Below are 24,337 nucleotides of genomic sequence, written 5' to 3' on the forward strand. Positions count from 1 at the left end.
GGCGAAGAAGGGCGGCGCGATGATGGCGCCGGCGCCGAAGCAGTAGGGCCTACGTCGCGCACTGTGCCGTCTCAACTTCCGTAGCTCCACACACACCGCCGTCATTCCTCGCGAAGGCGGGGGACTCCAGCACGCCGCAGCCTCTCCGTGTTCTTGCGCGGTGTCCGTGGCCCCCGTGCGCAATCGCGGTTGCGGCCGGCTGAGACAGCGGAGACCTTGGCGTCCGAGCAGCGGTCATACCCGTCGAAAGACCAATGCGTGCCGGACGCGCGCCAGTAGTTCCCCGGAATGCGCGGTGGCGCCGGATTTGCATAGCTATCCGCAAAGCTGTTGGGGGAATGAGTCGCCATCCGTGACGCCTTCGCCGAGTCGCGGAGGCGGACGGCAACTATCGCCCCGCGGCGATGACCTCGATCCGCGGAGACGACATGAGACGTGCAATACCGCGTGCCGCCATGCTGCTGGTCCTGACGGTGCTGCTGACCGCCCCGACGATGGCGCGTGACGACGGCCGCTACGCCAACTCGCCGCTCAAGCCCTGGTTCGAGAGCCTGCACAGCGAATACGGCCAATGCTGCTCGGATGCCGACGGCTATGTGGTCGCGGATGTCGACTGGGAATCCGACAGGGGCCGCTATCGCGTGCATCTCGAGGGCGAATGGGTCGTGGTGCCCGAAGGCGCCGTCATCACCGAGCCGAACAAGATCGGCCGCACCATGGTGTGGAAGCACTACATCGACGGCCATCCACGCGTGCGCTGCTTCATGCCGGGCAGCATGACGTAAACGGAAGCGTCATCCCAGGCGATGCGTAGCGCCGAAACGAGGCTCTCGCACCAACGCATCCGCGCGGCGAGACAGCGTCCGCGCCCAGCGCTCAGGTCACCGGCGCCGGATTGAACAGCGTCAAATCGTTGTGGATGCCCCAGCGATCCGACCAGGGTTGCGTGCGGCCGCTGGCGACGTCGAGGATCAAGCGGAACAGGTCCCAGCCGGTCTCCTCGATGGTCTTGTCGCCGGTGGCGATGCCGCCGGCATCGAAATCGATCAGGTCCTTCCAGCGTCGGGCCAGCTCGGTGCGGGTCGCGACCTTGATGACGGGCGCAGCCGCAAGGCCGTAGGGCGTACCGCGGCCGGTGGTGAACACCTGCAGCGTCATGCCGGAGGCGAGCTGGAGCGTGCCGCAGATGAAGTCGGACGCCGGCGTTGCTGCAAACAGCATGCCCTTCTGCGTCGCCTTCTCGCCGGGCGAGAGTACGCCGGTAATTGCGGACGATCCGGACTTGACGATCGAGCCCAATGACTTCTCGACGATATTCGCCAAGCCGCCTTTCTTGTTGCCCGGCGTGGTGTTGGCGCTGCGGTCCGCGCCGCCGCGGGCGAGATAGGAATCGTACCAGGCCATCTCGCGGACCAGCGCGCGGCCGACGTCCTCGTTGATGGCCCGGCGGGTGAGCAGCTGGATCGCGTCGCGCACTTCGGTGACTTCCGAGAACATCACGGTGGCGCCGGCGCGCACCAGCAGGTCGGCGGCCAAGCCGACGGCAGGATTCGCGGTGACGCCGGAGAAGGCGTCGCTGCCACCGCATTGCAGGCCGATGACCAGATCGGCGGCCGGGCAGGTCTCGCGGGTGCGCTTGTTGAGGATCTTCAGGCGGGCTTCGGCCTGGGTCATGATCGCATCGACGATGGCGCCAAAACCGTCGAAGGCTTCGTCCTGCATGCGCACGATGGCGTTGCTGACGCCTTCCGGCACCAGACGCTCGGGCGCGAGCTTCTCGCAACCGAGGCTGATGACCAGGATCTCGCCGCCGAAGTTCGGGTTCTGCGCGATGTTTTGCAGCGTGCGGATCGGGATCACGGCGTCGGGCGCGTTGATGGCGACGCCACAGCCATAGGCATGCGTCAGCGGCACGACGTCGTCGACATTCGGGTATTTCGGCAGCAGCTCGGCGCGGATGCGCTTCACCGCATATTCCATCGTGCCCTTGACGCATTGCACGGAGGAGGAGATGCCGAGGATGTTCTTGGTGCCGACCGAGCCGTCGGAGTTGCGAAAGCCTTCGAACGTGAAACCGTCGAGTGGCGGCAGCGGCGCGGGAACGGCGGTCGAGATTTCCAGCTTGTCGAGGGCAGGGGCCTCCGGCATGCGGATGCGCGCTTCGTCCACCCATTCCCCGGCCAGGATCGGCGCGAGCGCATGGCCGATCACCTCGCCATAGCGGATGATCGGGGCGTCCTGCGGGATGTCGACCAGTGCCGTCTTGTGGCCTTGCGGCACGAAGGTACGCAGCGTCAGCCCGCTGGCGAAGCGGGAGCCGGCGGGAAGCCCGAAATCATTGACCACGATCGCGACGTTGTCGCGCTCGTTGAGCTTGATGTAGCGAGGCTGTTCTTTCGCTGCGACTGACTGGTCCATCTGCGCTTGCCTCCGAAGCCGTAGGGTGGGCAAAGGCGCAACGCGCCGTGCCCACCATCTTCACACCGAACGTAAGGCGGTGGGCACACTTCGCTTTGCCCACCCTACGATATCTGACCCGTGGTTAGCCGGGAAAGGTATAGGCGGTCTTCACCGTCGTGTAGAACTCGCGGGCATAGGAGCCCTGTTCGCGGGCGCCGTAGCTCGAACCCTTCCGGCCGCCGAACGGCACGTGATAGTCGACGCCGGCGGTCGGCAGATTGACCATCACCATGCCGGACTCGCTGTTGCGCTTGTAGTGCGAGGCGTATTTCAGGCTGGTGGTGCAGATGCCGGAGGCAAGGCCGAACTCGGTGTCGTTGGAGATCGCCAGCGCCTCCTCGTAGTTCTTGGCGCGAATGACGGCGGCGACCGGGCCGAAGACCTCCTCGCGCGAAATGCGCATGTTGTTGTTGGCCTCGGTGAACAGCGCCGGCTGCAGGTAGTGGCCGGGCGTTTCGCGCTTGAGCAACTCGCCACCCCAGGCGAGCTTGGCACCCTCGTCCTGGCCGATCTTGATGTAGCGCAGGTCCTGGTCGAGCTGGCTCTGGTCGACCACCGGGCCGATATGCACGCCGGCCTTGAGCGCGTCGTCCACCGTGAGGCCTTTCAGGCGCTCGGTCACCGCCGCAACAAAACGGTCGTGGATGCCTTCGGTGACGATCAGGCGTGAGGACGCCGTGCAGCGCTGGCCGGTGGAGAAATAGGCGCCGTTAACGGCGACTTCGACGGCGGTCTTGAGGTCGGCGTCGTCGAGCACCACCAGTGGGTTCTTGCCGCCCATCTCGAGCTGGAATTTCTTCATGTTGCTCGAGGTCACGCAGGCCTGCGCGATCTTGCGGCCGGTCTGCACCGAGCCGGTGAAGGTGATCGCGGCGACGTCGGGATGCTCGATCAGGGTCTGGCCGACCACGGAGCCCGAGCCGACAACGAGGTTGAACACGCCGGACGGGATGCCGGAGCGGGTGATGATCTCGGACAGCGCATGCGCCGAGCCCGGCACCAGCTCGGCAGGCTTGAACACCACGGTGTTGCCGTAGCAGAGCGCCGGGGCGATCTTCCAGGCGGGGATCGCGATCGGGAAATTCCAGGGCGTGATCATGCCGACGACGCCCATCGGCTCACGGGTGAGCTCGACGTCGATGCCGGGACGCACCGAGGCCCCCTTCTCGCCGATCATGCGCAGCGCCTCGCCGGCGAAGAATGCGAAGATTTGGCCGGCGCGCGCGACCTCGCCGATACCTTCTGGCAGCGTCTTGCCTTCCTCGCGGGCGAGCAGGCGGCCGAGCTCTTCCTTGCGGGCGATGATCTCGAGCGAAATCTTGTTCAGCGCGTCGTAGCGCGCCTGCGGCGTCGACTGCGCCCAGGCGGGGAAGGCGGCCTTGGCGGCTGCGATGGCCTTCTCGGTCTGTGCCTTGTCGGCCTTGGCGTATTCGCCGACGACGTCGTTGGTGTTGGAGGGGTTGATGTTCTTGGTGACGGCGGAGCCATCGACCCATTCGCCGCCGATGAAGTTCTTCAGGATCGCAGTCATATCTCTTCCTCCGAATTTTCTAACGCACGAGGCAGGGACGCTTGTCGTCGAAGGTCCAGCCGGGGATCAGGTCCTGCATGGCAATAGCGTCATCGCGGGCGCCGAGTCCATGCTGCTTGTAGAGGTCATGCGCGGCGTCGATGGCGGCCCTGTCGATTTCGATACCCAGGCCCGGCCTCTCAGGCACGGCGATCTTGCCGCCCTTGATCTGGAGTGGCTCCTTGGTCAGCGCCTGGCCGTCCTGCCAGATCCAGTGCGTGTCGATCGCGGTGACCTTGCCGGGGGCGGCGGCGCCGACATGGGTGAACATGGCGAGCGAGATGTCGAAATGGTTGTTGGAGTGCGAACCCCAGGTCAAGCCGTTGTCGCGGCAGGTCTGGGCCACGCGCACCGAGCCTTGCATGGTCCAGAAATGGGGATCGGCCAGCGGAATGTCCACCGCGCCGAGGCGCAGCGCATGGGACAATTGCCGCCAGTCGGTCGCGATCATGTTGGTCGCGGTCGGCAGGCCGGTCGCACGGCGGAACTCGGCCATGATCTCACGGCCGGAGAAGCCACCTTCGGCGCCGCAGGGGTCCTCGGCATAGGCGAGGATGCCGTGCATGTCCTTGCAGAGGCTGACAGCCTCGTCGAGCGACCATGCGCCGTTCGGATCCAGGGTCACGCGCGCATTCGGAAAGCGCTTGGCGATCGCGGTGACGGCCTCGATCTCCTGCTCGCCGCGCAGCACGCCACCCTTGAGCTTGAAATCGGCGAAGCCGTAATGGTCGTGGGTGGCTTCCGCGAGCCGCACCACGGTTTCCGGCGTCATCGCCTCCTGATGGCGGAGGTTGAACCATTCGCTCTTGCCGGTCTCGCCGCTGACATAGTCGAGCTTGGTTTTACTGATGTCGCCGACGAAGAAGAGATAGCCGAGAGTCTCGACGCTGTTGCGCTGCTGGCCCTCGCCGAGCAGGGCTGCGACGGGCAGGTTGAGATGCTGACCGAGCAGATCGAGCAGCGCCGACTCCAGGGCCGTGACGGCGTGGATCATGACGCGGAGATCGAAAGTCTGCTTGCCGCGGCCGCCGGCATCGCGATCGGCGAATGCGGTCCTGATATCGGCGAGGATGTTGTTCATCGCGCCGACGGTCTTGCCGATCACGAGATCACGGGCGTCCTGCAGCGTCTGCCAGATCTTCTGGCCGCCAGGAACCTCGCCGACGCCGGTGTGACCGGCATTGTCGGTGAGGATGACGATATTGCGGGTGAAGAACGGCGCATGCGCGCCGCTCAGATTGAGGAGCATGCTGTCACGGCCTGCGACCGGGATCACCTGCATCGCGGTGACGACCGGTGCGCCAGTGATCTCGGTCTTGGCCATCGCAGGCTCCTCCCTGTATCGTTTGTTATTCTGCAGCCTGTTGTGACGATCGGATGGCGGGCAGATTCTTCACCAGCTCCGTGACTTCCGCGATCTCCTGCTCGGTGAGGTCGGTCAGCGGCGGGCGGACCGGGCCGGAATCACGGCCGATCACCTTCATGCCGGCCTTGATGATCGAGACCGCATAGCCCTTCTTACGGTTGCGGATCGCGATCAGCGGCAGGATGAAGTCCTTCAAGCCGGCGTGGATCGTCGCGTGGTCGCGCTTGCGCACGGCGGCATAGAAGTTGGTGGCGAATTCCGGAACGAAGTTGAACACCGCCGAGGAGTAGGTGGTCACGCCCATGTCGAGATAGGGCAGCGCGAAGGTCTCCGCGGTCGGCAGGCCGCCGATATAGGTCAGGCGGTCGCCGAGCTTGGTGTAGACCCGGGTCATCAGCTCGATGTCGCCGATGCCGTCCTTGTAGCCGACGAGGTTCGGGCAGCGTTCGGCGAGGCGGGCGAGCGTATCGGGCTGGAGGATGGCGTTGTCGCGGTTGTAGACGATGACGCCGATCTTCACGGAAGCGCAGATCGCTTCCACGTGGGCAGCAAGGCCATCCTGCTCGGCATGGGTGAGATAGGGCGGCAGCAGCAGCAGGCCGTCGGCGCCGGCCTTCTCTGCGCCGATCGCGATCTCGCGCGCGGTGGCGGTGCCGTAGCCGGTGCCGGCGAGCACGGGGACGCGGCCCTTGGTCTCGTCCACGGCGATCATGACCACCTGCGGAACCTCGGCCGCCGTCAGCGAGAAGAACTCGCCGGTGCCGCCGGCGGCGAACAGGCCTGCGACGTCATAGCCGCAGAGCCAGTCCATGTTGGCGCGGTAGGTCGTCTCGTCGAAGGAGTAGTCCGCCTTGAACGGCGTGACGGGGAAAGACAGCAGGCCGGATCCGATCTTCTGGGCCATTTCCTGCGGGGTCATCTTGCTCATGGGCGCTGCTCCCTGGTCTCATGTTGTGGAGGACGCCAAGGCTGCGCGTCCATGCGCCGTGGTTTAGGAGACCGTTCGATGCGGGTCCAAGCCAAAGCCTATATCGACCGATGCGAATTCAGCATCAATCTTCCATCACCTCCGCCGAGGACAATTCGCTCGCGATTTTGACGAGCGCCGACAGCAGCGGATTCTCGTCGTCGCGGCGCCAGACCATGAACAGCTCGACCGGGACGCGGGTGCGCAGCTTCAGCGGCCGCAGGCGGACGTCCGCGATCTTCAGGCTCGCCGCCGCCGCCGGCACGATGGCAAGGCCGAGGCCGGCGCGCACCATGGCGAGGATCGAGTGGATCTGGCTCAGGTGCTGGACATAGCGCGGCAGGATGTCGGCGCGGGTGAACAGCGCCACCAGCACGTCGTGAAAGTAGCGGCTCTCATAGGGCGAATACATCACGAAGGGCTGGTTGTCGAAATCCTTGATCGTAATGGTCTCGGCATTCGCCAGCGGATGCTTTTTCGGGATCGCGGCGAGCAGGGGCTCGGCGACGACGCGGCGGCTGGCGATTTCGGGGCGCGCGATCGGGGGCCTGAGCAGGCCGGCATCGATCTGGCCCGAGGTCAGCGCCTCGAACTGGTCGCCCGAGACCATCTCCTTCAGCGAGAAGTCCACCTCGGGCAGCTTGGCGCGGCAGGCGGCGACGAGTTCGGGGAGGAAGCCGTAGGCGGCGGCCGCGGTGAAGCCGATTTTGAGCGAGCCGGACTTGCCGAGCGCGATACGGCGGGCGACCTGCGAGGCGCTTTCCGCAAGCTTCAGGATGCGCCGCGCTTCCGGCAGGAAGCTGCGCCCGGCAGGCGTCAGGCGTACCGAGCGGCTGGTACGCTCCAGCAACGGCGCATCGATGATGTGCTCGAGCACCTGGATCTGCCGGGACAGCGGCGGCTGGGTCATGTTCAGCCGCGCGGCGGCGCGGCCGAAATGCAATTCCTCCGCCACCGTGACGAAACAGCGGAGCTGATTGAGGTCGAACATCGATACATGCCTTAGATGGATAAGGCGTTTCCCCGGTGCTTCTAGCATCGATTACTCCCAAAACAAAGACGGCGGCCGTGAAGCCGCCGTTAAGTTGCCTGGTCAAGCTCCCATGGGAGCCCTCAGGAGGAACGTTTGAGCACCACGCGCTCGATCTTGCCCACGACCACGAGATAGGCGAATGCGGCCACCAGCGCATTGGCGCCGACGAATATCAGCGCTCCGTTGAAGGAGCCGGTCGCGGCCAGGATGTAGCCGATCACGATCGGAGTGCTGATCGAGGAGAGATTGCCGAAGGTGTTGAACAGGCCGCCCGAGACGCCGCCGGCTTCCTTCGGCGAGGTGTCGGAGACGACAGCCCAGCCGAGCGCGCCGATGCCCTTGCCGAAGAAGGCGAGCGCCATGAAGCCGACCACCAGCGCCTGGCCGTCGACATAGTTGCAGGCGATGATCGACATCGACAGCAGCATGCCGCCGACGATCGGGATCTTGCGCGCCATCGTCAACGAGCCGGTCTTGCGCAGGATCGCGTCGGAGATGACGCCGCCGAGCACGCCGCCGATGAAGCCGCACAGCGCCGGCAGCGTCGCGACGAAGCCGGCTTGCAGGATCGAGAGGCCGCGCTCCTTGACGAGATAGACCGGGAACCAGGTCAGGAAGAAATAGGTCAGCGTGTTGATGCAGTACTGGCCGAGATAGACGCCGAGCATCATGCGGTTGGAGAGCAGCTGGCGGATATGGTCCCATCCCGGACCGGAAGCGGCCGCGCGTTCATGCTTCAGGTCGTCTTTGGGAGCGTCGAGGTCGACCAGCGCACCACCTGCCTTGATGTAGTCGAATTCGGCCTCGTTGACGCCGGGGTGCTCTTTCGGCCCGTAGACGGTCTTGATCCAGACCATGCCCATGATGATTCCGAGCGCACCCATCACGAAGAACACGTAACGCCAGCCGTAGCCGTGCGCGATCCAACCCATCAGCGGCGCGAAGATCACGGTGGCGAAATACTGCCCGGAATTGAAGAACGCCGACGCGGTCCCGCGCTCGTTGCTCGGAAACCAGGCCGCGACGATGCGAGCATTGGCGGGGAACGAGGGCGCTTCGGCGATACCGACAAGGAAGCGCAAGCCGAACAGCACGACGATCGCGGTGCCGGCGCTGAAGAATCCGACCCAGCCCTGCAGCGTCGTGAACAGCGACCAGACGATGATGCTGAACGCATAGACGAGGCGGGAGCCGTAGCGGTCGAGCAGCCAGCCGCCCGGCACCTGTGCGATCACATAGGACCATCCGAACGCCGAGAAGATGTAGCCCATCGCGACGGGGTCGAGATGCAGCTCCTTGGAGAGCGCGGGGCCCGCGATCGACAGCGTGGCGCGGTCGGCATAATTGACGGTCGTGACCAGGAACAACATGGTCACGATGAACAGCCTGACGCGAGACCTTCTCACGTCCGCTGCGGACATCACTGCGCTCATTGCGCGCCTCCTTAGAACTCGAAACGTTTCCCCACTGCGACTCCTAGAGGTGCGCGCGGCAAAGTGTCCAAGTTCAAGGCAGTATCGATCGATGCCGATTTTGGATTGATGGAACGGGAGTCGACGTCATCCGAGTTCTATAGCGAGGGATGGAGCGCTCTTTGCGCGGATTTCGAACTCGAATGACCGCGTTTTCTGCAACTTCGTCAGTTGCGTCTTGAGGCCCTTCACATCATTTGTGAAGTGCAGCGTATAGTCGCCGTCGCCTCGGACACTCACGATGTTCTCTATCGTGTCGCTATCCGGGTTCCCGTACTTGCCGTCAGCCGAGATCACGTAGTGCTTTGCGGGAAACGACCTGAGGAACTTCTCGGTGATGTTGCGGTCGCTACCATGGTGCGGCATCTTCAAGATGTCGAGCTTCGAAGGCAGATCTAGACCTGCGTCCTTGAAGCCATCGACGATGTCGTCCCCGCGCGCGTCGCCGGTCAGCAAGATCTTACGTTTGGCGATTTCGACCAGCATCACGAGGCTCGACAGGTTTGTTGGGGACTCGTCAAGATCGTCGCGGAACAACGCAGCGAGCGCTGCGGCGTTGCCGGATTCGCTCTTCCATTTTTGTCGAAATGCGTCCAGCCGCGATTTAATCGGTCCGACGAGCGTGACCTTGGCGCCATCCACGACCTTGCTCCCGCTCTTCGAGGATAAGGTGCCACCGAACGGCTCGTTTCCGCTGAGCTGAAGTTTAGTCAGATAGTCCCGCAGCTCACGGCCCTGGCCGATGCTGGCAAGAACGGCAACCGCGCGCTGGTCGAGCGAGCCGTCGCCTATGTTGAGTTGGGGATCGGCACTGGCCATCGCCACCTGAGCCTTCGCTTGCGTGCCGGCGAGAGACGTCATGCCTGCCTGCAAGCTGGCGGAACTGCCGACGATGTCACGGAAGCTGTTGTGCCAAAATCGCTTGATTTCGAGAAAGTCCGCGGCACCGTCCTCCTGTTCGGCGAGCCCTTTGGTCATCTGCAAGATTCCAGTGACGTGGTCTTCGTCGACATGGCTCAGCATGGCAAGATCGACCGCCAGTTCGGAATCGTCGCCTCGCAACTCTTCCAATCGCGGTTTCAATGTCTGTTTCCAAACTCCCTTCGGCCCGCCGTCGATGATCCAGAGACGCTTCCTGTTCTTCCAGGCGTATTGAATAAGCAGGGCATCGCCGTGCTTTGCATTCAAGGCCTCAAATCGGATCATGACGGCTCCTAGACGGATTGCAGCGCGCGTAGCACGTCGAGCATGCCTGCCCCCTGGAAGCTAGCTTCGCGGCCGAGATCAGTGGCCGTCTTGCAGAGGATTTGCTTGATCATGGTTGGCCTGCCGATCAGCTCGCGGTGGCGCGCCATCAGCAATGCCGCTGCGCCGCTCACATGCGGCGCTGCCATGCTTGTCCCATCCATGCGCTTTGAACCGAGATTCGGTATGGGAGCCGTGATCTTCTCTCCAGGAGCGACCAGATCCGGCTTGCGCCGTCCGTCTCCGGTCGGCCCTCTACTCGAGAAGTAGCTCACGCCGTATGTGTGGGGCTCGCTGCGATGAGTTGAACCTACCGTAATCACGGCGTCTGCATTCCCCGGATCCGTGATGCTCGCGACGCGGTAGCTTCCAAAGTCGCCGCCGCCTGTTTCGGGATGCTGGTTGAATCCCTGATTCCCGGCCGCCGCGACCACCACCACCCCGTCGCCGACAAGTCTGGAGCATTCGTCGCAGATCGGAGTACGTCCACAGGCGTAACTCATGACCTCGTGCCGTATCGAGAGGCTTAGGTTGACGCCATGGATGACCGGATTTGCGCGAAAGCGATTGAGATGCGCAACGACCTGCAGGGCCGCCATGATCACGAACTCTTCCGCCTCACCGTTCTGGTCAAAGACACGAAAATCGTAAAGGGTAAGGTCGGGGCAGATTCCGAAGAGAGGGCCGTTATCGTCATTGTCCTGCTCGGGCCAGTTTCCCGCCAGAATGCCGGCAACGTGTGTGCCGTGCTCTTGCGAGGGTGGCTCGTACCTGTCGTAAGGGACCGTAATCAGTGGCAGCAACATGTCCCAATCAATTTCCCGGCCAAGGTTGACCCGGCACGTAAGATCCACAAGCTCCTGCTGTTGCTGTTGGGTGACGACGACTTGTCGCCCGCCCGAGGTCTTGAAGCGGCCACTTTGAAGCGCGAGCAACGTTCGCAAGTATGTGAAGTCATATGTTTTCTTGATCCTCGAGTGCTCGGGCAGAATGCCCTGTCCGGGCTCTGAATACTTGCTCCTAGCGCGGTCAAGAAAAGCAACATGGGTGGCGTCGATGCCGCAGTCGATGACGGCCCAGGCGATCCCCTTCGTATTGATCTTGAACAAGTTGTGTGCCGCGTCCGCCTTCACGGCTTGCCGGGACTGAAACAGCGACACAGTCGTGCGGCGATTGAGTGATATGCTCCAAATCAGCTTTCCGTCCTCGTCGCCGGGAATTTGCTTGAACCGGCGGAATTGGCTCAGAAATCCTTCCGTGATGCTCCTGATATCTCGAAAATTATTGGCGTCGGTTTGCAGAACTTCGGCCAGGTCTTCGGGATCGGGACGCTCGCGCCAACTGTCGATGAACCCAGCCAAGACAATGAAGCGGAAGTAATCCCATTGTTGGCTGGTATTGACGACGGTCTTGAACTTCGTTCGCTGCGTTTCCAGTTGCGACAGCCGCTCTTCGACCTCCTGGAAAGAACGCAATTGCATGGGAAGGTCACGCCACCAGTTCGTCATGGGAATGACGACGCGCATCAGCTCTGCAAATGTCAGCTTGGCTACGACCGAGGACCTGCTGTACGCGATCATCGTCTCGCTTTTGAGCGTGCTGGTCGTTCTGCCGGAGTTCCTGTGATAGCGCAGCAATCGCTGCTCAAGCGACTGCGCAATGGCACCGGGCGCGTGTCCCGTCTTGGGAGTTAGGATGATGTCGACGCGCACCCCCTTGTCGGCCTTGGCGTAGGCCAGCCACACGTCCGGCAGGATGGGGCTGTCTTGCGTGAAGCGCTGGTGACCAAATGTCCTGAAAATGAGGCTTCGCCAAGTGTCCTCGGACAGACGCGGTGATTCCTGATCCCGGCCTCGCGAAGCTTGGGTCGCCGATCTGCTACGCTGCGTGGGACCTCGCGGTCGCTTCTTGGCCGGACCTCTCGCTGATCGCTTCGCCAAGGCAGCTTCCTCCGTGTGACGTAGGCGGGCGTGCGAGCATTTGGTCTGACCCAAGCCCCTGCGCCCAACTTTAGCGTGCATTGGCGAAGTCGTGCATTCAATTTAGGCCGGAGAGGTCGCCTGCGCCATTTTGGCGCAGGGTGCCTACTGCTGCGCCGCCGGCAGCAGCGGCGCGAGCAGCCCGCGTGTCACGCCCGGCGGTGCCGCATCCAGCCCCAGCACGGCGCTTGCGGCCGGCAGTGCCGCGTCCGCCATCGCGGCGTGGCCTTCGGCGCTCGGATGCACGGCGCCGCCATAGACGGCGGAGAGCACGCCCCAAGTCGCGTCGTGGATGTCGGTCGGCTGGCTTGCTGCGGGCAAGCCTTGCGGATAGGTCATCGCGGCGAAATAGCTGTCATTGGCGTCGCGGATCCAGCGCGCGCGCGGCAGATAGGCCCGGAATTCGGAGGCGCCGCGGCCGCACAGCATCGGCTGGCTCGCCGCGCTCACGATGTCAGGATTGAAGCTCTGGCCGTTCTCGGCAAAGCAGGTGCGGTCGAATTCGGGATCGTTGCCCGAATGCGCGCAGAAGCCGTGATCGGCGAACGCCGCCTGATGCGAATCCACGAAGGTCATGCGGTCGGCCTCGGGATCGCGGCACAGCGCGCCGCGGGTGCAGGTAGCGAGCCCCTTCAGCTGCGGCAGGAATTCGGTGTCGACGAAGGTCGACACGCGGGCGAGGCGCTGCGGATCGGCGTTGAAGGACGGATGGATGTCGAAGCCGGCGCGGCCGCCGCGGCAAGGCACGCCGCCATCGGCGAGCGCCGGGTTGGCGTAGGAGACGTAGACCACATGCGAGAGGTCGCCACCGACCAGCGGCTTCAGCGCCTCGCGTAGCTTGACGAAATTCTGCGGCAGTTCGCGCGCCAGCGCATCTCGGGAATCATCGACGCTGGCCATCACGCCGGAGCGCCGGAATATCGCGCGCTCGGTTGCGGTCTCGACGATCACGTCGGCGACGAGGCCGGAGAAATAGACGTCGTTGGCGCCGACCGAGAGCAGCACGAGGTCGAGCGTGCGCTCTGGCTGCCGTTTCCTGGCAGCGGTGAGCGCCTCGCGCAGCTCGGCGACCTGTGCGTTCACGCTGATGTTGCAGACGCCGGTCTTGCCGGGCGGGCATTCACGGGCACGCTGCGAGCCGAGCAGCCCGTCGCTGATGCTGGCGCCAGTGCAGGCGAGCGGCAGAAACGTCACCGCGACGTGGGTGTAGCGTACCGCGAGCGCCAGCGCGGTGCGGGCCTGGTAGCTGTAGAGCGATCGATGGCAGGGCGAGTTGAACCAGAGCGCGCTGTAGCGCTGCCAGTTGGCAAGCGTATCCGGCGCTTCGCAGGCGCGGCCGCCCTTGAAGCCGGCACGGCTTGGCCGGTAATACTGCGCGCCGGCGGTGCCGAGATAGGAGCGGAAGCAAAAACCTTCGTCCGACAGCGCCAGCGGCCGGTCTGGATTGCCTTCGCCCGAGGCGATGCTGTCTCCGAGGCCAGCGACGAAGATGTCGCGGACCTGGATCTCGGTCTGGACCCGCTGGGTCGGATCGGAGCCGGAGGAGACGTCGACGGTCGCGACCGTCTGCTTGCCGTAGCGGACCCGCAGATTGATCGGCTCGGCGCAGTCGAAGGTGGATTGTTGCGGCCCGTCGCCGTCGTCGAACGACCAGGCGCAGGTGGCGCCGACCGGCACCGCGCCGGCGAGACGCACGGTGACGGGATGGTCGAGGGGGGTGAGGTAGTTTTCCTTCGTGTTGTCGCGGGTGCAGGGCTGGTTGACCCGGCCCTGGAGGTCGATGCAGAGCCGGTTTACCATGTTCCGGGCCCAGCCGCGGCCCTCGCTCTGGAGCTCCAGCGATTGCTCGGCGGCGAGGATGCTGCGGTTACGTGCGTTCTCGACATGGAGCAGGAAGTCGCGCTCTTCGCGGAACAGCCTGAAGCGGTTGCGCACCTCCCAGCTGATCTGCATGGCGCCCGCGTCCTGCGCGGCCGCCCGCTCCAGCGGCAGGGCGGTGAGGAGCCCGGCGAGCAGCAGGGCACCAGCGAGGAAACGGCGAAGGGATACAGGGATCATGGCCCGCATTTTCAACGGCAAAGTTGAGGCGGAAATAAGAGAGCTGCTCTCCGCCTGCAACATCGGTCTGACGGTTTTGCTGGCCGGCGTCTAGCGGACTATCGTTGGAGCATGATCTTTCCGGAAAACCGCTTCGCACTTTTCCGCATCATGCTCAGCGCTTGCTGGCCTGCCGCAGCGACCGCTCGCGCTCAATCGCTGCCACCTGCTTGGGCAGGTTGGCCTGCGCGCAGGCCTCCGCCAGCCTTCGGCGCTCCTGCCAGGGCTCCACCACATTCATCCAGAGCTCGCGTGTGCCCATGATGGAGATGGCCAGTCCGAACGGGATCACGAAATAGAGAATGCGGAAGACAAGGAGCGTGGCCAGAAGCTGCTCGCGGCCGAACTCCGGCAGCGCCACCAGCATGGCGGCGTCGAACACGCCGAGCGAACCGGGGGCGTGGCTGGCAAAGCCGAGCAATGTCGCCAAAATGAACACCACCGAGAGCGACAGGAAGTCGATCTGCGGCGTGGCCGGCACCAGAAGATACATCGCCAGCGCGCAGAATCCGAGATCGACGACGCCGATCAGGATCTGCACCAGCGTCAGCGGCGCTGACGGCAGCACCACCTTCCAGCCCTTCTGGCCCAGCTCGCGGCGCTTCTCGCCCATGCACAGCCAGACCAGATACGCGCCGATCGAGGCGAGGCCGCCGAGCGCAATCAGCCGGTTGATCGACGACGGCAGCTGATCCATGTAGGAGGCGGCATCCGGATGGATGGCCATGCCGATCGAGAGCACGAAGATGTTACCGAGCCAGAAGGTCAGGCCCGACAGGAAGCAGATTTTTGCGACATCGATCGCATTCAGCCCGTAATCCGAATAGATCCGGAAGCGGATCGCGCCGCCGGTGAAGACGGTGGCGCCGATATTGTGGCCGATCGAATACGATGTGAAGCTGGAGAGCGCTGCGATGCGATAGGGCACGTGCTTCTTGCCGATCGTTCGCAGTGCAAAAAAATCGTAGAAGGTCAGCGTACAGAACGCGAAGCATACGCAGATCGCCGCCAGCCCGATGTTACCGCGGGGGATCTCGGTCAACGCGGTCAGGATGACCCCGGTGTCGATGCCCTTGAGCGTCCGTACCAGCGTGGTGATCGCGAACGCAATGATGAAGACGCTCGCCGCAACGCCGAGTCGCCGCCAGCCGATCCATCTCTTGAAGCCGCGCTTCAGCGCGGTCAGCAGTCCGTGCATTCATCCTCCCGGCGGGGGGCAAGACCGACCAGGCCAGACATTGGCCGGTCAGATGCGATCAGTGCCCGATGTGGGCTTGGATCGCTAGGCATGATGTAGCTCATTTAAGGCAAAAACAGTGACTTGTGCAGCCCTTGACAAGGATAGGTTCTGCCTTGGACCAGCTTGGACCAGCCACTTTGTCATACGCGGTTCACATCGGACGCGCGTTAAGCATATGAGTCGTGGGATCGGTCGCGTCCGTCCGTGACATGGTCTCAGATCCTGCACGGCCAACATTGTTCCAGCGCAAGGGATGCGGGCTTTTTTGGAACGACGATGCCCTGCGCTGGTTAGTGCCGCATCAGCAATCGAACATGGCGGAATCACCGGCTTCTCCTGCAAGCCGGCGCCTCCGTGTTCCCACAACCCGAGAGGATCGGACCGATGGGATTGTTCACAAAAGACATCAAAACCATGAACGACCTGTTCGTGCATCAGCTCCAGGACATCTATTACGCCGAGCAGCAGCTCACCAAGGCTCTGCCGAAAATGGCGGATAAAGCGACCGATCCGCAGCTGAAGCAGGGCTTTTTGACGCACCTCGAAGAAACCAGAGAGCACGTGAAGCGCCTTGAGGAAGTGTTCAAGATGCACGGTGCGCAGGTGAAGGCGGTCGATTGCCCGGCGATCGACGGCATCATCGAGGAAGCCGACGAGACCGCCGGCGAAGTCGCCGACAAGGCGGTGCTCGACGCCGCGCTGATCAACGCTGCACAGGCGGCGGAGCATTACGAGATCGTCCGCTACGGCAGCCTGATCGCCTGGGCCAAGCAACTCGGCCGCAACGACTGCGCCAACGTGCTCGCCAAGACGTTGGAAGAAGAGAAAGCGACCGACAAGAAGCTGACCACGCTCGCCGAGAGCAAGGTGAACCTGCGCGCGGCGAGCTAGGGCAAGGCGCGGCCTGGATCAGGACAGAGCGTCGCGCGGCCGTTCGCGCGACGCTCGCGCATCACATATCCATCATGCATTCATCATTCGATCGTTGTCGTAATATGACGGCGGGTTGGAAGCGTATCGTTCGCATGGGGCTGCAACCGAGATGGCAGCATGCGAGTAAGCACCGTCAAATACGAAGCCTTCGGAACCGGCACGCCGCGTGCCGGCTCGCGCCTTGCGACATCCCTCACCCTTGCCGCGATGAGCCTTGGTTATGGCGTGGTGCAGCTTGACGTCACCATCGTCAACACCGCGCTCGATGCAATGGGCAGGACGCTCGGAGGCGGCGTCGCCGAGCTGCAATGGGTGGTCAGCGCCTACACCATTGCGTTTGCCGCGTTCATCCTGACGGCCGGCGCGCTCGGCGACCGCATCGGCGCCAAGCGCGTCTTCATGGCGGGATTCGCCATCTTCACTGCGGCCTCGCTCGCCTGCGCGTTGTCGCCCAATGCGACCGTGCTGATTGGGGCGCGGCTGGTCCAGGGCCTGGCGGCGGCGATCCTGGTGCCGAACTCTCTTGCCCTGCTCAATCATGCCTATCCGGACGACCGCGAGCGCGGCCGCGCCGTTGCAATCTGGGCCGCCGGTGCGAGCCTCGCGCTCACTGCCGGCCCCTTCGTCGGCGGCGCGCTGATCACGCTGGTCGGCTGGCGCGCGATCTTCCTGGTCAATCTGCCGGTCGGACTCATTGGCCTGTGGCTGAGCTGGCGTTACGCCAGCGAAACCACGCGGGCGCGCTCGCGCGAGATCGATCTGCCGGGCCAGCTCGCGGCAATTGGTGCGCTGGGGGCGCTCGCCGGCGCGATCATCGAAGGTGGCGCGCTTGGCTGGGACCATCCAGCCGTGGTCGCGGCCTTCGTCGCAGCCGCAATTCTCGCCGCGCTCTTCGTCTGGCGCGAGAGCCGTGCGGCACAGCCGATGTTGCCGCTGTCGCTGTTCAGCCACCGGCTGTTCGCGCTGACCTCGCTCGTCGGCCTGCTCGTCAACATCGCGATCTACGGCCTGATCTTCGTGCTCAGCCTGTATTTCCAGAGGATCAACGGGCTGTCGGCATGGTGGACCGGTCTCGCCTTCGTGCCGATGATGGGCGTGGTGCTGCCGGTCAATCTGCTGGCGCCGCGCCTCGCCGAGCGTATCGGCCCGTGCCCGACCATCGTCGTCGGCGCCTGCGTCTCGGCGCTCGGTTGCGTCGGCCTGCTCTGGATCGAAGCCGGCACGAGCTATTGGGCGATCTTTGCGCAGATGATCGCGATCAGCAGCGGACTTGGGCTGCTGGTGCCGCCGCTGACCTCGACCTTGTTGGGCAGCGTCGAGAAGGCACGCTCCGGTATCGCTGCGGGCGTGCTGAACGCGACGCGACAAACCGGGAGCGTGCTCGGCGTCGCGCTGTTCGGCTCGCTGGTGGCCTCGGAGGGCGCGTTCATGACGGGCCTGCACCTGTCGCTGGTCGTGTCGGCGGCCGTGCTGCTGCTCGCCGCCGCCGTGATCGGCCTCGGCGCGCCGGCGCGCGGATGAACAATCCGAGCGAATGCACACAGCTTCCGTTCACCATCCCCGAAACAGGCGCGTAGCCGGTTACCGACTGTCCATCTCTGTCGGTTCAAGTGCGGGTCGATAGGGGCCCGCAATGTATCAAGTTCTCTACTGTCTTACCGAGGAGCACGACTGGCGGCTCGTCGCGCTTGGCGGCGCGGTGTGCCTTCTCGCAAGCGCGGCGGCGATCAGCCTGTTTCACCGGGCGCGCGCGACGCACGGCTCCGGGCGCCTGGTCTGGATCGCCCTGGATGCCGCCGTCAGCGGATGCGGCATCTGGGCGACGCATTTCATTGCGATGCTCGCCTACGGGCCGGGCGGCGCCGGCGCCTACAACATCCCGGTGACGATCCTTTCGCTGATCTTCGCGATCTCCTTAACCTTCGTGGGGCTGAGTCTGGCGGCATCCTCCGCGCGCGCGCCGTGGATCGTGCTCGGCGGCGCCATCGTCGGCACCGCGGTCGCGACGATGCATTATACCGGCATGGCGGCGCTGGAGATGCCGGCACGCGTCGACTGGATCGGGAGCACGGTTGCCGCCTCGGTGCTGTTCGGAATTGTCTTTGCGGCGCTCGCGCTGTTTGTCGCTGCGCGGCGCGACGACCTGTTCCATGCGCTAACCGCGAGCACCCTGCTGACGGTCGCCATCGTCGCACATCATTTCACCGCAATGGGGGCCGTCGTTCTGACGCCGGATCCGACGCTCGCGACCAGCGGGTTATCGATCCCGGCGGCCTCGTTGTCCTTCTTCACAGCGGGTGCCGCGGTCGCGATCATCGCGATTGCGCTCGTGGCCGCGCTGCTCGACCGCCGCGCCAAGGGCGAATTGGGCCGCCAGCGGATCGTGCTGGACACGGCGCTCGAGAACATGTCGCAGGGACTGTGCATGTTCGATGCGGACGGCAAGATCATCCTGTTCAACGAGCGCTATGCCGCGATGCTCGGCCGCACCGACATCCTGCTCACCGGCCGGCTGCTCGTCGACGTGCTGCGAGAGGAGCAGGTGAAGGGTCAGTGGCAGGGCGATGCCGGCGAATTCTTCGCCCGCCTCGTCGCCGACGCGCGCGAGAGCCGCACCACGACGGACGTCGTGACCAGGTTCGGCCGCTCCATCCGGGTCGTGAACCAGCCGATGCAGGGCGGCGGATGGGTCGCGACCTTCGAGGACATCACCGAATGGCTGGAGGCCCAGGCCAAGATCTCGCACATGGCCCGCCATGACGCGCTGACCAGCCTGCCGAACCGCGTGCTGTTCCACGAGCAGCTCGTGCAGGGACTGCGCCGGACCAGATCGGGCGACCAGCTCGCGGTGCTTTGTCTCGATCTCGATCACTTCAAGGACATCAACGACTCGCTCGGCCATCCCATCGGCGACGCGCTGCTCAAGGAGGTCGGGCGCAGGCTGAAGGCCACCATCGGCGAGAGCGACACGGTGGCGCGGCTCGGGGGCGACGAGTTCGCCGTGGTCCAGATCGGACGTTCGGAGGAAACCGCGGCAAGATCCCTTGCCGGCCGCCTGGTCGAGGTGATCTCGGCGCCCTACGAGATCGACGACCATCAGATCATCATCGGCGTCTCGATCGGCATCTCGCTGTCGCCGCAGGACGGCAGCAATCCCGACGAGCTGTTGAAGAACGCCGATCTCGCGCTGTATCGCGCCAAGGCTGACGGCCGCGGCACCTATCGGTTCTTCGAGACCGGCATGGATGCGCGCGCGCAGGCGCGGCGTCTGCTGGAGATGGACCTGCGCGCCGCCCTGCAACGCGACGAGTTCGAGGCGTACTATCAGCCGATCCGCGACGTCGTCAGCGGTCGCGTCGTCGCGTTCGAGGCGCTGCTGCGCTGGAACCATCCGGAGCGCGGCCTGATCGCGCCGATGAACTTCATTCCGCTGGCCGAAGAGACCGGACTGATCATCCAGCTCGGCGAGTTCGTGCTGCGCTCCGCCTGCACCGACGCGGCCACCTGGCCCGACGATGTCGACGTCGCCGTCAACCTGTCGCCGGTGCAGTTCAAGAATCCGAACCTGATCGCATCCGTGACCGAGGCGCTGGTCGCGTCCGGACTCGACGCGCGCCGTCTTGAGCTCGAGATCACCGAATCCGTGCTGCTCCAGAACAGCGAGGCGACGCTGGCCACGCTGCACGACCTCCGCGCCATGGGCGTACGCATCTCGCTCGACGATTTCGGCACCGGCTATTCATCGCTGAGTTATCTGCGCAGCTTCCCCTTCGACAAGATCAAGATCGACCGCTCCTTCGTGTCGGAACTCGCGACGCGTGAGGATTCCATGGCGATCATCCGCGCCGTGACCGGGCTGGGCCGGAGCCTCGGCATCGTCACCACGGCTGAGGGGGTGGAGAACGACGCGCAGCTCGAGCTGCTCCGGCGCGAAGGCTGCACCCAGGCGCAGGGCTATCTGTTCAGCAAGCCGCGGCCCGCTGCCGATGTCGCGATCATGCTGGACCGACCGCCGTTGCGCGCGACCGCCTGAGGTTAGCCGCGGCGCAGTGCGAAATGCGCGCCGCAGAACGCCATCACGGCACCGAGGCCTAGCGCGGCAATTCCGGCCAGCACGCCCGAGACCGTCGGGACCGGGCTCGGCGCCGACGCTACCTGGCCCGCGCCGGCAAGCAGCAGCACGCCGACCGCGATCAGGAATTGCCGCATCCGTTGCGGGATCTGGCCCGAGACCGCGCTCTGCATCAATGTCGCCGTGAAATAGCCGCCGGAGAAGCCGACGGAGGCAATCAGCCACCAGGCGATCGCCGCGCCCGCCGGTATGAACTCGTGCGTATCCGAGTGCCAGAGGCCGCCGAGGTCGAGCCCGTAGCGCGCGCCCAGCATGTGCACGGCGAGCGCGAGCAGCACGCCCGAGATCACGGCGGCGCCGAGAATCAGACGGCGCGGAAAAAAAATCGTCTCAGCCATGTCCCGCTTGTAGGATGGGGCAGGGCGCTCACGCAAGCGGATCGCAGATGGGATCGCCCGGATTGGATCGATTGTGAAGATGCAGGATTCGGGAGCTGAGGCGGCTGCGGGCGCGAGCTACGCCTACAAGGCGTCGCTGATCGGCTCGGCGCATCGCTTCGAACTGACGGAGGAGGGGCTGTCCTGGCACATCGGCGGCCGTTCGGCCCTGTGGCGTTATGACGAGATCAGTGCAATCCGGCTGTCGTTCCGCCCGGTGTCGATGCAGCAGCACCGCTTTCGCGCCGATGTCAGCCACACCGGTGGCGGCCGTATCGCGATCCTCTCGACGAGCTGGCAAACCGCGGCTCTGATGGCGCCGCAGGACAATGGTTTTCGCGACTTCATCGTCGCGTTGCACGCGCGCATGGCGCAGGCCGGCAGCCACGCCGAGTTGACCGCGGGCCTTGGCCGAAGGACTTACGCGACAATGCTGGCTTTTCTTGCGGTGCTTGCAGTGGCGATGACGGGGCTCCTGATCCGCGCGCTCGCGATCGGCGAATTCGCCGGGGCGCTGTTCATCATCAGCTTTGCCGCGCTGTTCGCCTGGCAGATCGGCGGGTTCGTCCGGCGTAACCAGCCGCGGAGCTACAGCTTCGATCGCGTGCCGCGCGCCTTGCTGCCCTAAATGGCCTTGCTGCCTTGGGTGCAATGGGCCGCAACCAAACGTGACTTCGTGCCGTTGCCCCGGTGTCGCATCGTGCTGCCATGTCAACCATGGACCGCGGCACGCGTAGGCCTTCGGCGGATGAGATCTCCGAGATCAACCGCGCACATCTGATCGATGCGCCGCTGCAGCCGGCGGACCTCCTGTTCATGTTCGGCACCCGAGAGGACGTCACGCTGCGGGCCGATACGGCGGCGCGACTATGGCGCCAGGGCTATTTCCGCTGGTCGATTGTCAGCGGCGGCGTGACGGCGGGCTCGGAGCAATCCGAGTGCATGATCATCAAGGCGGCGATGGTCGCGGCGGGCATTCCGGCCGACCGAATTCTCGAGGAACATCGTGCCCAAAACACCGGCGAGAACGTGATCCTCTCGCTGCCGATCATTGACGCGGCGCTCGGGCTGCACAATGTCCGCAGCGTGATCTGCCTCGGCAACACCTGGACCGCGCGGCGCTATCCGATGACGCTGCACCGGCACTGGCCGGAGGTCGAGAAAATGCTGCTCACGATCGACAGCTTTGCGACGCCGCGCGCGCTCTGGCACACCGATCCCGAATTTTGCCGCCGCATGCTGCACGAATGGGACAAGATCGAGCCTTACAAGGCGAAGGGCTTCATCGCGGAATGGCCGGAGGCCTGAGCGGGGGAACGGCATCAGATTCTTGTTTGACGTTTTCTTCACGCGGGCCGGTCTCCACTTCGCTCGAAACGCTTTAGCTACTCCGTCGAGTCGAAATCCTCTTCCTTGGTGCCGAGCAGCGATGCGATCGTGCGCAGGCCTGAATCGAGCTGCTCGAACGAGGGCGGGGCGAGCGCGAGCCGCACTGCGTTCGGCGCGTGACCATGGGCGATCGCGAAGGTCGAGGACGGTGTCAGCGCGATGCCGCGCCGGGCTGCTGCGGCGACGAAGGTCTGCGAGCGCCAGTGTGCCGGCAGCGTGAGCCAGAGGTGATAGGAGCGCGGATCGGCGGCGAGCTGGTAGCCGGCGAGCAGCCTTGCCGCAGCCTGCTGGCGGCGCGCGGCGTCGACGCGTTTCAGCCGCGTCAGCTCGGCGACGGTGCCGTCTGCCATCAGCCGCTGCCCGGACGCCAGCGCATGGCCGGACGCGATCCAGCCGCCGGTGCGGACCGCGCTCATCACGCTCTCACGCAATCGTGGCGGCGCGACCAGGATGCCGAGCGCGAGGCCCGGCGCGACCTTCTTGGACAGGCTGTCGATCACGATGCAGCGGTTGGGGCCAAGCGCGGCCAGCGGCGTGTCGTCGGCCAAAAAGCCGTAGACGGCGTCCTCGATGATGGTGAGATCGAGTTTCTCGGCGACGCGCATGATGTCCGCGCGCCGTGTCGCGTTCATGGTGACGCCGAGCGGGTTCTGGATGATGGGCTGAAGATACAGCGCCGACAGATGCGCCTCGCGATGTGCCTTCTGGATGGCGTCGGGGCGCGCGCCAAATTCGTCGATCAGTATCGGGACCAGCGTCACGCCGAGCCGCGCGGCGATGCTCTTGACGTAAGGATAGGTCAGCGCCTCGACGCCGCAGCGGCCGCCGGTGGGAACGAGGGCTGCGAGGGCGGCCGCGAGCGACTGCTTGCCGTTGGCGGTGAAGACGATCTGCTCGGCCTGCGGCGCGAAATCCTTGCGCGCGAGATAGGCGGCGGCTGCATTGCGCGCGCTCTTGGTGCCGGTGCTGGTGGAGACGCGCAGTGCGGATTCGAGCGCGTCGACGCGTTCGAGGCCCGCAAGGCTCTTGGCGATCATCGCCCATTGCTGCGGCAGCAGCGGGTAATTGACCTCGAAATCGATCCGCGCGTCGCGCGGCTCGCTCAGCGCCTCGACCTCGCGCCTGATGGCGCCGGAGATGAAGGTGCCGCGGCCGACTTCGCCGACGACGAGGCCGCGGCGGAGCAACTCCGTATAAACCCGGCTCGCGGTCGAGACCGCGATGCCACGGTCATAGGCAAAATTGCGCTGCGGCGGCAGCCGATCGCCCGGTCTTAACGTGCCGTTAGAGATATCGAGAGCAATGGCATCGGCAAGCTTCACGTATTCGAACTTGGACATTATTGCACCGAGAGCAATGTTTCACTTGCTCCGAGTAGTGTAGTGGAGCATTTAAGTTCCATCAAGCTTCACGATTGAGCCGAGGAGAGCGAGAGCAATCCGAGGCAAATGAGGTGCAGGCGCTCGGGCGCGTGCGCCAACGGCATCCGCTTCGCCGCGTGGACAACAGGCCGGAGAAGGACAATGACCACGATCTCGCAGACCGCCGGGCGGAGTTTACGCTCATCCTCGTCGGACGGATTTTTCCGCAAGCTGGCCAACGGCGCCTATGCGCTGTTCGACCGCCTGGAGCAACGCTCCGCCGTCAAGACGCTGAACGACCTCGATGACCGCGCCTTGCGCGACATCGGGATCACGCGCAGCCAGATCGAGGACGCGGTCTACGGCCAGGCCAAAGCAGAGCTGACGCGGTATCTGTAAGCGCTTCGCTCGTGTCCCGGACGCGCTGCAGCGTTCTGACGCTGCTGCGCGGAGCCGACGAGACTGAGTTTTCGGGCACACCTGTTTCAACATCGTCATTGCGAGCGCAGCGACGCAATCCAGAATCCCACCTCGGAAAGACTCTGGATTGCTTCGCTTCGCTCGCAGACGACGTTTGGGGGTAGCACTGTCGCTCCTTTAGCTCGCGCCTTCATCGCAGACACACCTTCGCCCTCTCGCGGCTTGTTTCGCCCGAGCTTTGCTTCATCGCCTTGCCCTCAGTTGAAAGAGGGCGCAGGGAAGACCGGGCGCCGGCT

General features: G+C 64.6%; 19 protein-coding genes. 7 read left to right on the forward strand and 12 right to left on the reverse strand.

The genetic code is table 11. The features are described 5' to 3' along the window. The first annotated feature begins 455 nt into the window (after positions 1-455). Positions 456-785, forward strand: coding sequence for a hypothetical protein (locus IVB47_RS07440; RefSeq protein ID WP_197031123.1), 330 nt, complete (start codon positions 456-458; stop codon positions 783-785). Positions 786-876: 91 nt separating this feature from the next. Here IVB47_RS07440 and garD read toward each other — a convergent pair whose 3' ends face one another. The 10 genes from garD to IVB47_RS07490 form a co-directional block, all read right to left on the reverse strand. Next, positions 877-2,418, reverse strand: a complete 1,542-nt coding sequence (gene garD, locus IVB47_RS07445) for a galactarate dehydratase (protein WP_247460775.1) — start codon at positions 2,416-2,418, stop codon at positions 877-879. A 124-nt stretch (positions 2,419-2,542) separates the two neighbouring features. Next, positions 2,543-3,991 (reverse strand): aldehyde dehydrogenase family protein, encoded by a 1,449-nt coding sequence (locus tag IVB47_RS07450; protein ID WP_247287388.1) that lies wholly within the window; start codon positions 3,989-3,991, stop codon positions 2,543-2,545. Between the two features lie 19 nt (positions 3,992-4,010). After that, positions 4,011-5,354, reverse strand: a complete 1,344-nt coding sequence (gudD, locus tag IVB47_RS07455; RefSeq protein WP_247460777.1) for a glucarate dehydratase — start codon at positions 5,352-5,354, stop codon at positions 4,011-4,013. A 25-nt stretch (positions 5,355-5,379) separates the two neighbouring features. Next, a complete protein-coding gene (kdgD, locus tag IVB47_RS07460) occupies positions 5,380-6,324 on the reverse strand; it encodes a 5-dehydro-4-deoxyglucarate dehydratase (protein WP_247460779.1) in 945 nt (314 codons plus the stop codon). Between the two features lie 124 nt (positions 6,325-6,448). Then, positions 6,449-7,354 carry a LysR substrate-binding domain-containing protein gene (locus tag IVB47_RS07465; protein ID WP_027518955.1) on the reverse strand — a complete coding sequence of 302 codons (906 nt, stop codon included), beginning with the start codon at positions 7,352-7,354 and terminating at the stop codon, positions 6,449-6,451. A gap of 122 nt (positions 7,355-7,476) precedes the next feature. Then, the gene (locus tag IVB47_RS07470; protein WP_247287384.1) at positions 7,477-8,829 is read right to left on the reverse strand and encodes an MFS transporter; all 1,353 of its coding nucleotides are present in this window, start codon (positions 8,827-8,829) and stop codon (positions 7,477-7,479) included. A 126-nt stretch (positions 8,830-8,955) separates the two neighbouring features. After that, positions 8,956-10,074 (reverse strand): hypothetical protein, encoded by a 1,119-nt coding sequence (locus IVB47_RS07475; protein WP_247460781.1) that lies wholly within the window; start codon positions 10,072-10,074, stop codon positions 8,956-8,958. A gap of 8 nt (positions 10,075-10,082) precedes the next feature. Continuing rightward, positions 10,083-12,053 carry a S8 family serine peptidase gene (locus tag IVB47_RS07480; RefSeq protein ID WP_247460784.1) on the reverse strand — a complete coding sequence of 657 codons (1,971 nt, stop codon included), beginning with the start codon at positions 12,051-12,053 and terminating at the stop codon, positions 10,083-10,085. Between the two features lie 144 nt (positions 12,054-12,197). Then, the gene (locus IVB47_RS07485) at positions 12,198-14,150 is read right to left on the reverse strand and encodes a hypothetical protein (RefSeq protein ID WP_027566866.1); all 1,953 of its coding nucleotides are present in this window, start codon (positions 14,148-14,150) and stop codon (positions 12,198-12,200) included. Positions 14,151-14,304: 154 nt separating this feature from the next. Beyond that, positions 14,305-15,387, reverse strand: a complete 1,083-nt coding sequence (locus tag IVB47_RS07490) for a YbhN family protein (protein ID WP_027566867.1) — start codon at positions 15,385-15,387, stop codon at positions 14,305-14,307. 426 nt (positions 15,388-15,813) lie between these two features. Between IVB47_RS07490 and IVB47_RS07495 the strand changes: the two genes are divergently transcribed. From IVB47_RS07495 to IVB47_RS07505, 3 genes are all read left to right on the forward strand, one after another. Next, entirely contained in the window at positions 15,814-16,320 is a 507-nt protein-coding gene (locus IVB47_RS07495; protein WP_247460785.1) for a ferritin-like domain-containing protein, read from the forward strand. Between the two features lie 159 nt (positions 16,321-16,479). Further along, positions 16,480-17,883, forward strand: coding sequence for an MFS transporter (locus tag IVB47_RS07500; protein WP_247460787.1), 1,404 nt, complete (start codon positions 16,480-16,482; stop codon positions 17,881-17,883). Between the two features lie 112 nt (positions 17,884-17,995). Further along, positions 17,996-20,395 carry an EAL domain-containing protein gene (locus tag IVB47_RS07505; protein WP_247460789.1) on the forward strand — a complete coding sequence of 800 codons (2,400 nt, stop codon included), beginning with the start codon at positions 17,996-17,998 and terminating at the stop codon, positions 20,393-20,395. A gap of 2 nt (positions 20,396-20,397) precedes the next feature. Here IVB47_RS07505 and IVB47_RS07510 read toward each other — a convergent pair whose 3' ends face one another. Next, on the reverse strand, positions 20,398-20,832 hold the full coding sequence (locus tag IVB47_RS07510; RefSeq protein WP_027566871.1) for a hypothetical protein: 435 nt from the start codon (positions 20,830-20,832) through the stop codon (positions 20,398-20,400). A 79-nt stretch (positions 20,833-20,911) separates the two neighbouring features. On the opposite strand from IVB47_RS07510, the gene IVB47_RS07515 reads away from it, so the two are divergent. Further along, positions 20,912-21,499 carry a hypothetical protein gene (locus IVB47_RS07515; protein ID WP_247460806.1) on the forward strand — a complete coding sequence of 196 codons (588 nt, stop codon included), beginning with the start codon at positions 20,912-20,914 and terminating at the stop codon, positions 21,497-21,499. Positions 21,500-21,579: 80 nt separating this feature from the next. After that, positions 21,580-22,179, forward strand: a complete 600-nt coding sequence (locus IVB47_RS07520) for a YdcF family protein (RefSeq protein ID WP_247460790.1) — start codon at positions 21,580-21,582, stop codon at positions 22,177-22,179. A 77-nt stretch (positions 22,180-22,256) separates the two neighbouring features. Here IVB47_RS07520 and IVB47_RS07525 read toward each other — a convergent pair whose 3' ends face one another. Further along, positions 22,257-23,600: a PLP-dependent aminotransferase family protein gene (locus tag IVB47_RS07525; protein WP_247460791.1), complete on the reverse strand. Its 1,344-nt coding sequence runs from the start codon at positions 23,598-23,600 to the stop codon at positions 22,257-22,259. 183 nt (positions 23,601-23,783) lie between these two features. Between IVB47_RS07525 and IVB47_RS07530 the strand changes: the two genes are divergently transcribed. Next, on the forward strand, positions 23,784-24,020 hold the full coding sequence (locus tag IVB47_RS07530; protein WP_027566875.1) for a DUF1127 domain-containing protein: 237 nt from the start codon (positions 23,784-23,786) through the stop codon (positions 24,018-24,020). Positions 24,021-24,337 lie beyond the last annotated feature (317 nt).

Source organism: Bradyrhizobium sp. 62, from assembly GCF_023073035.1.
Lineage (GTDB): Bacteria > Pseudomonadota > Alphaproteobacteria > Rhizobiales > Xanthobacteraceae > Bradyrhizobium.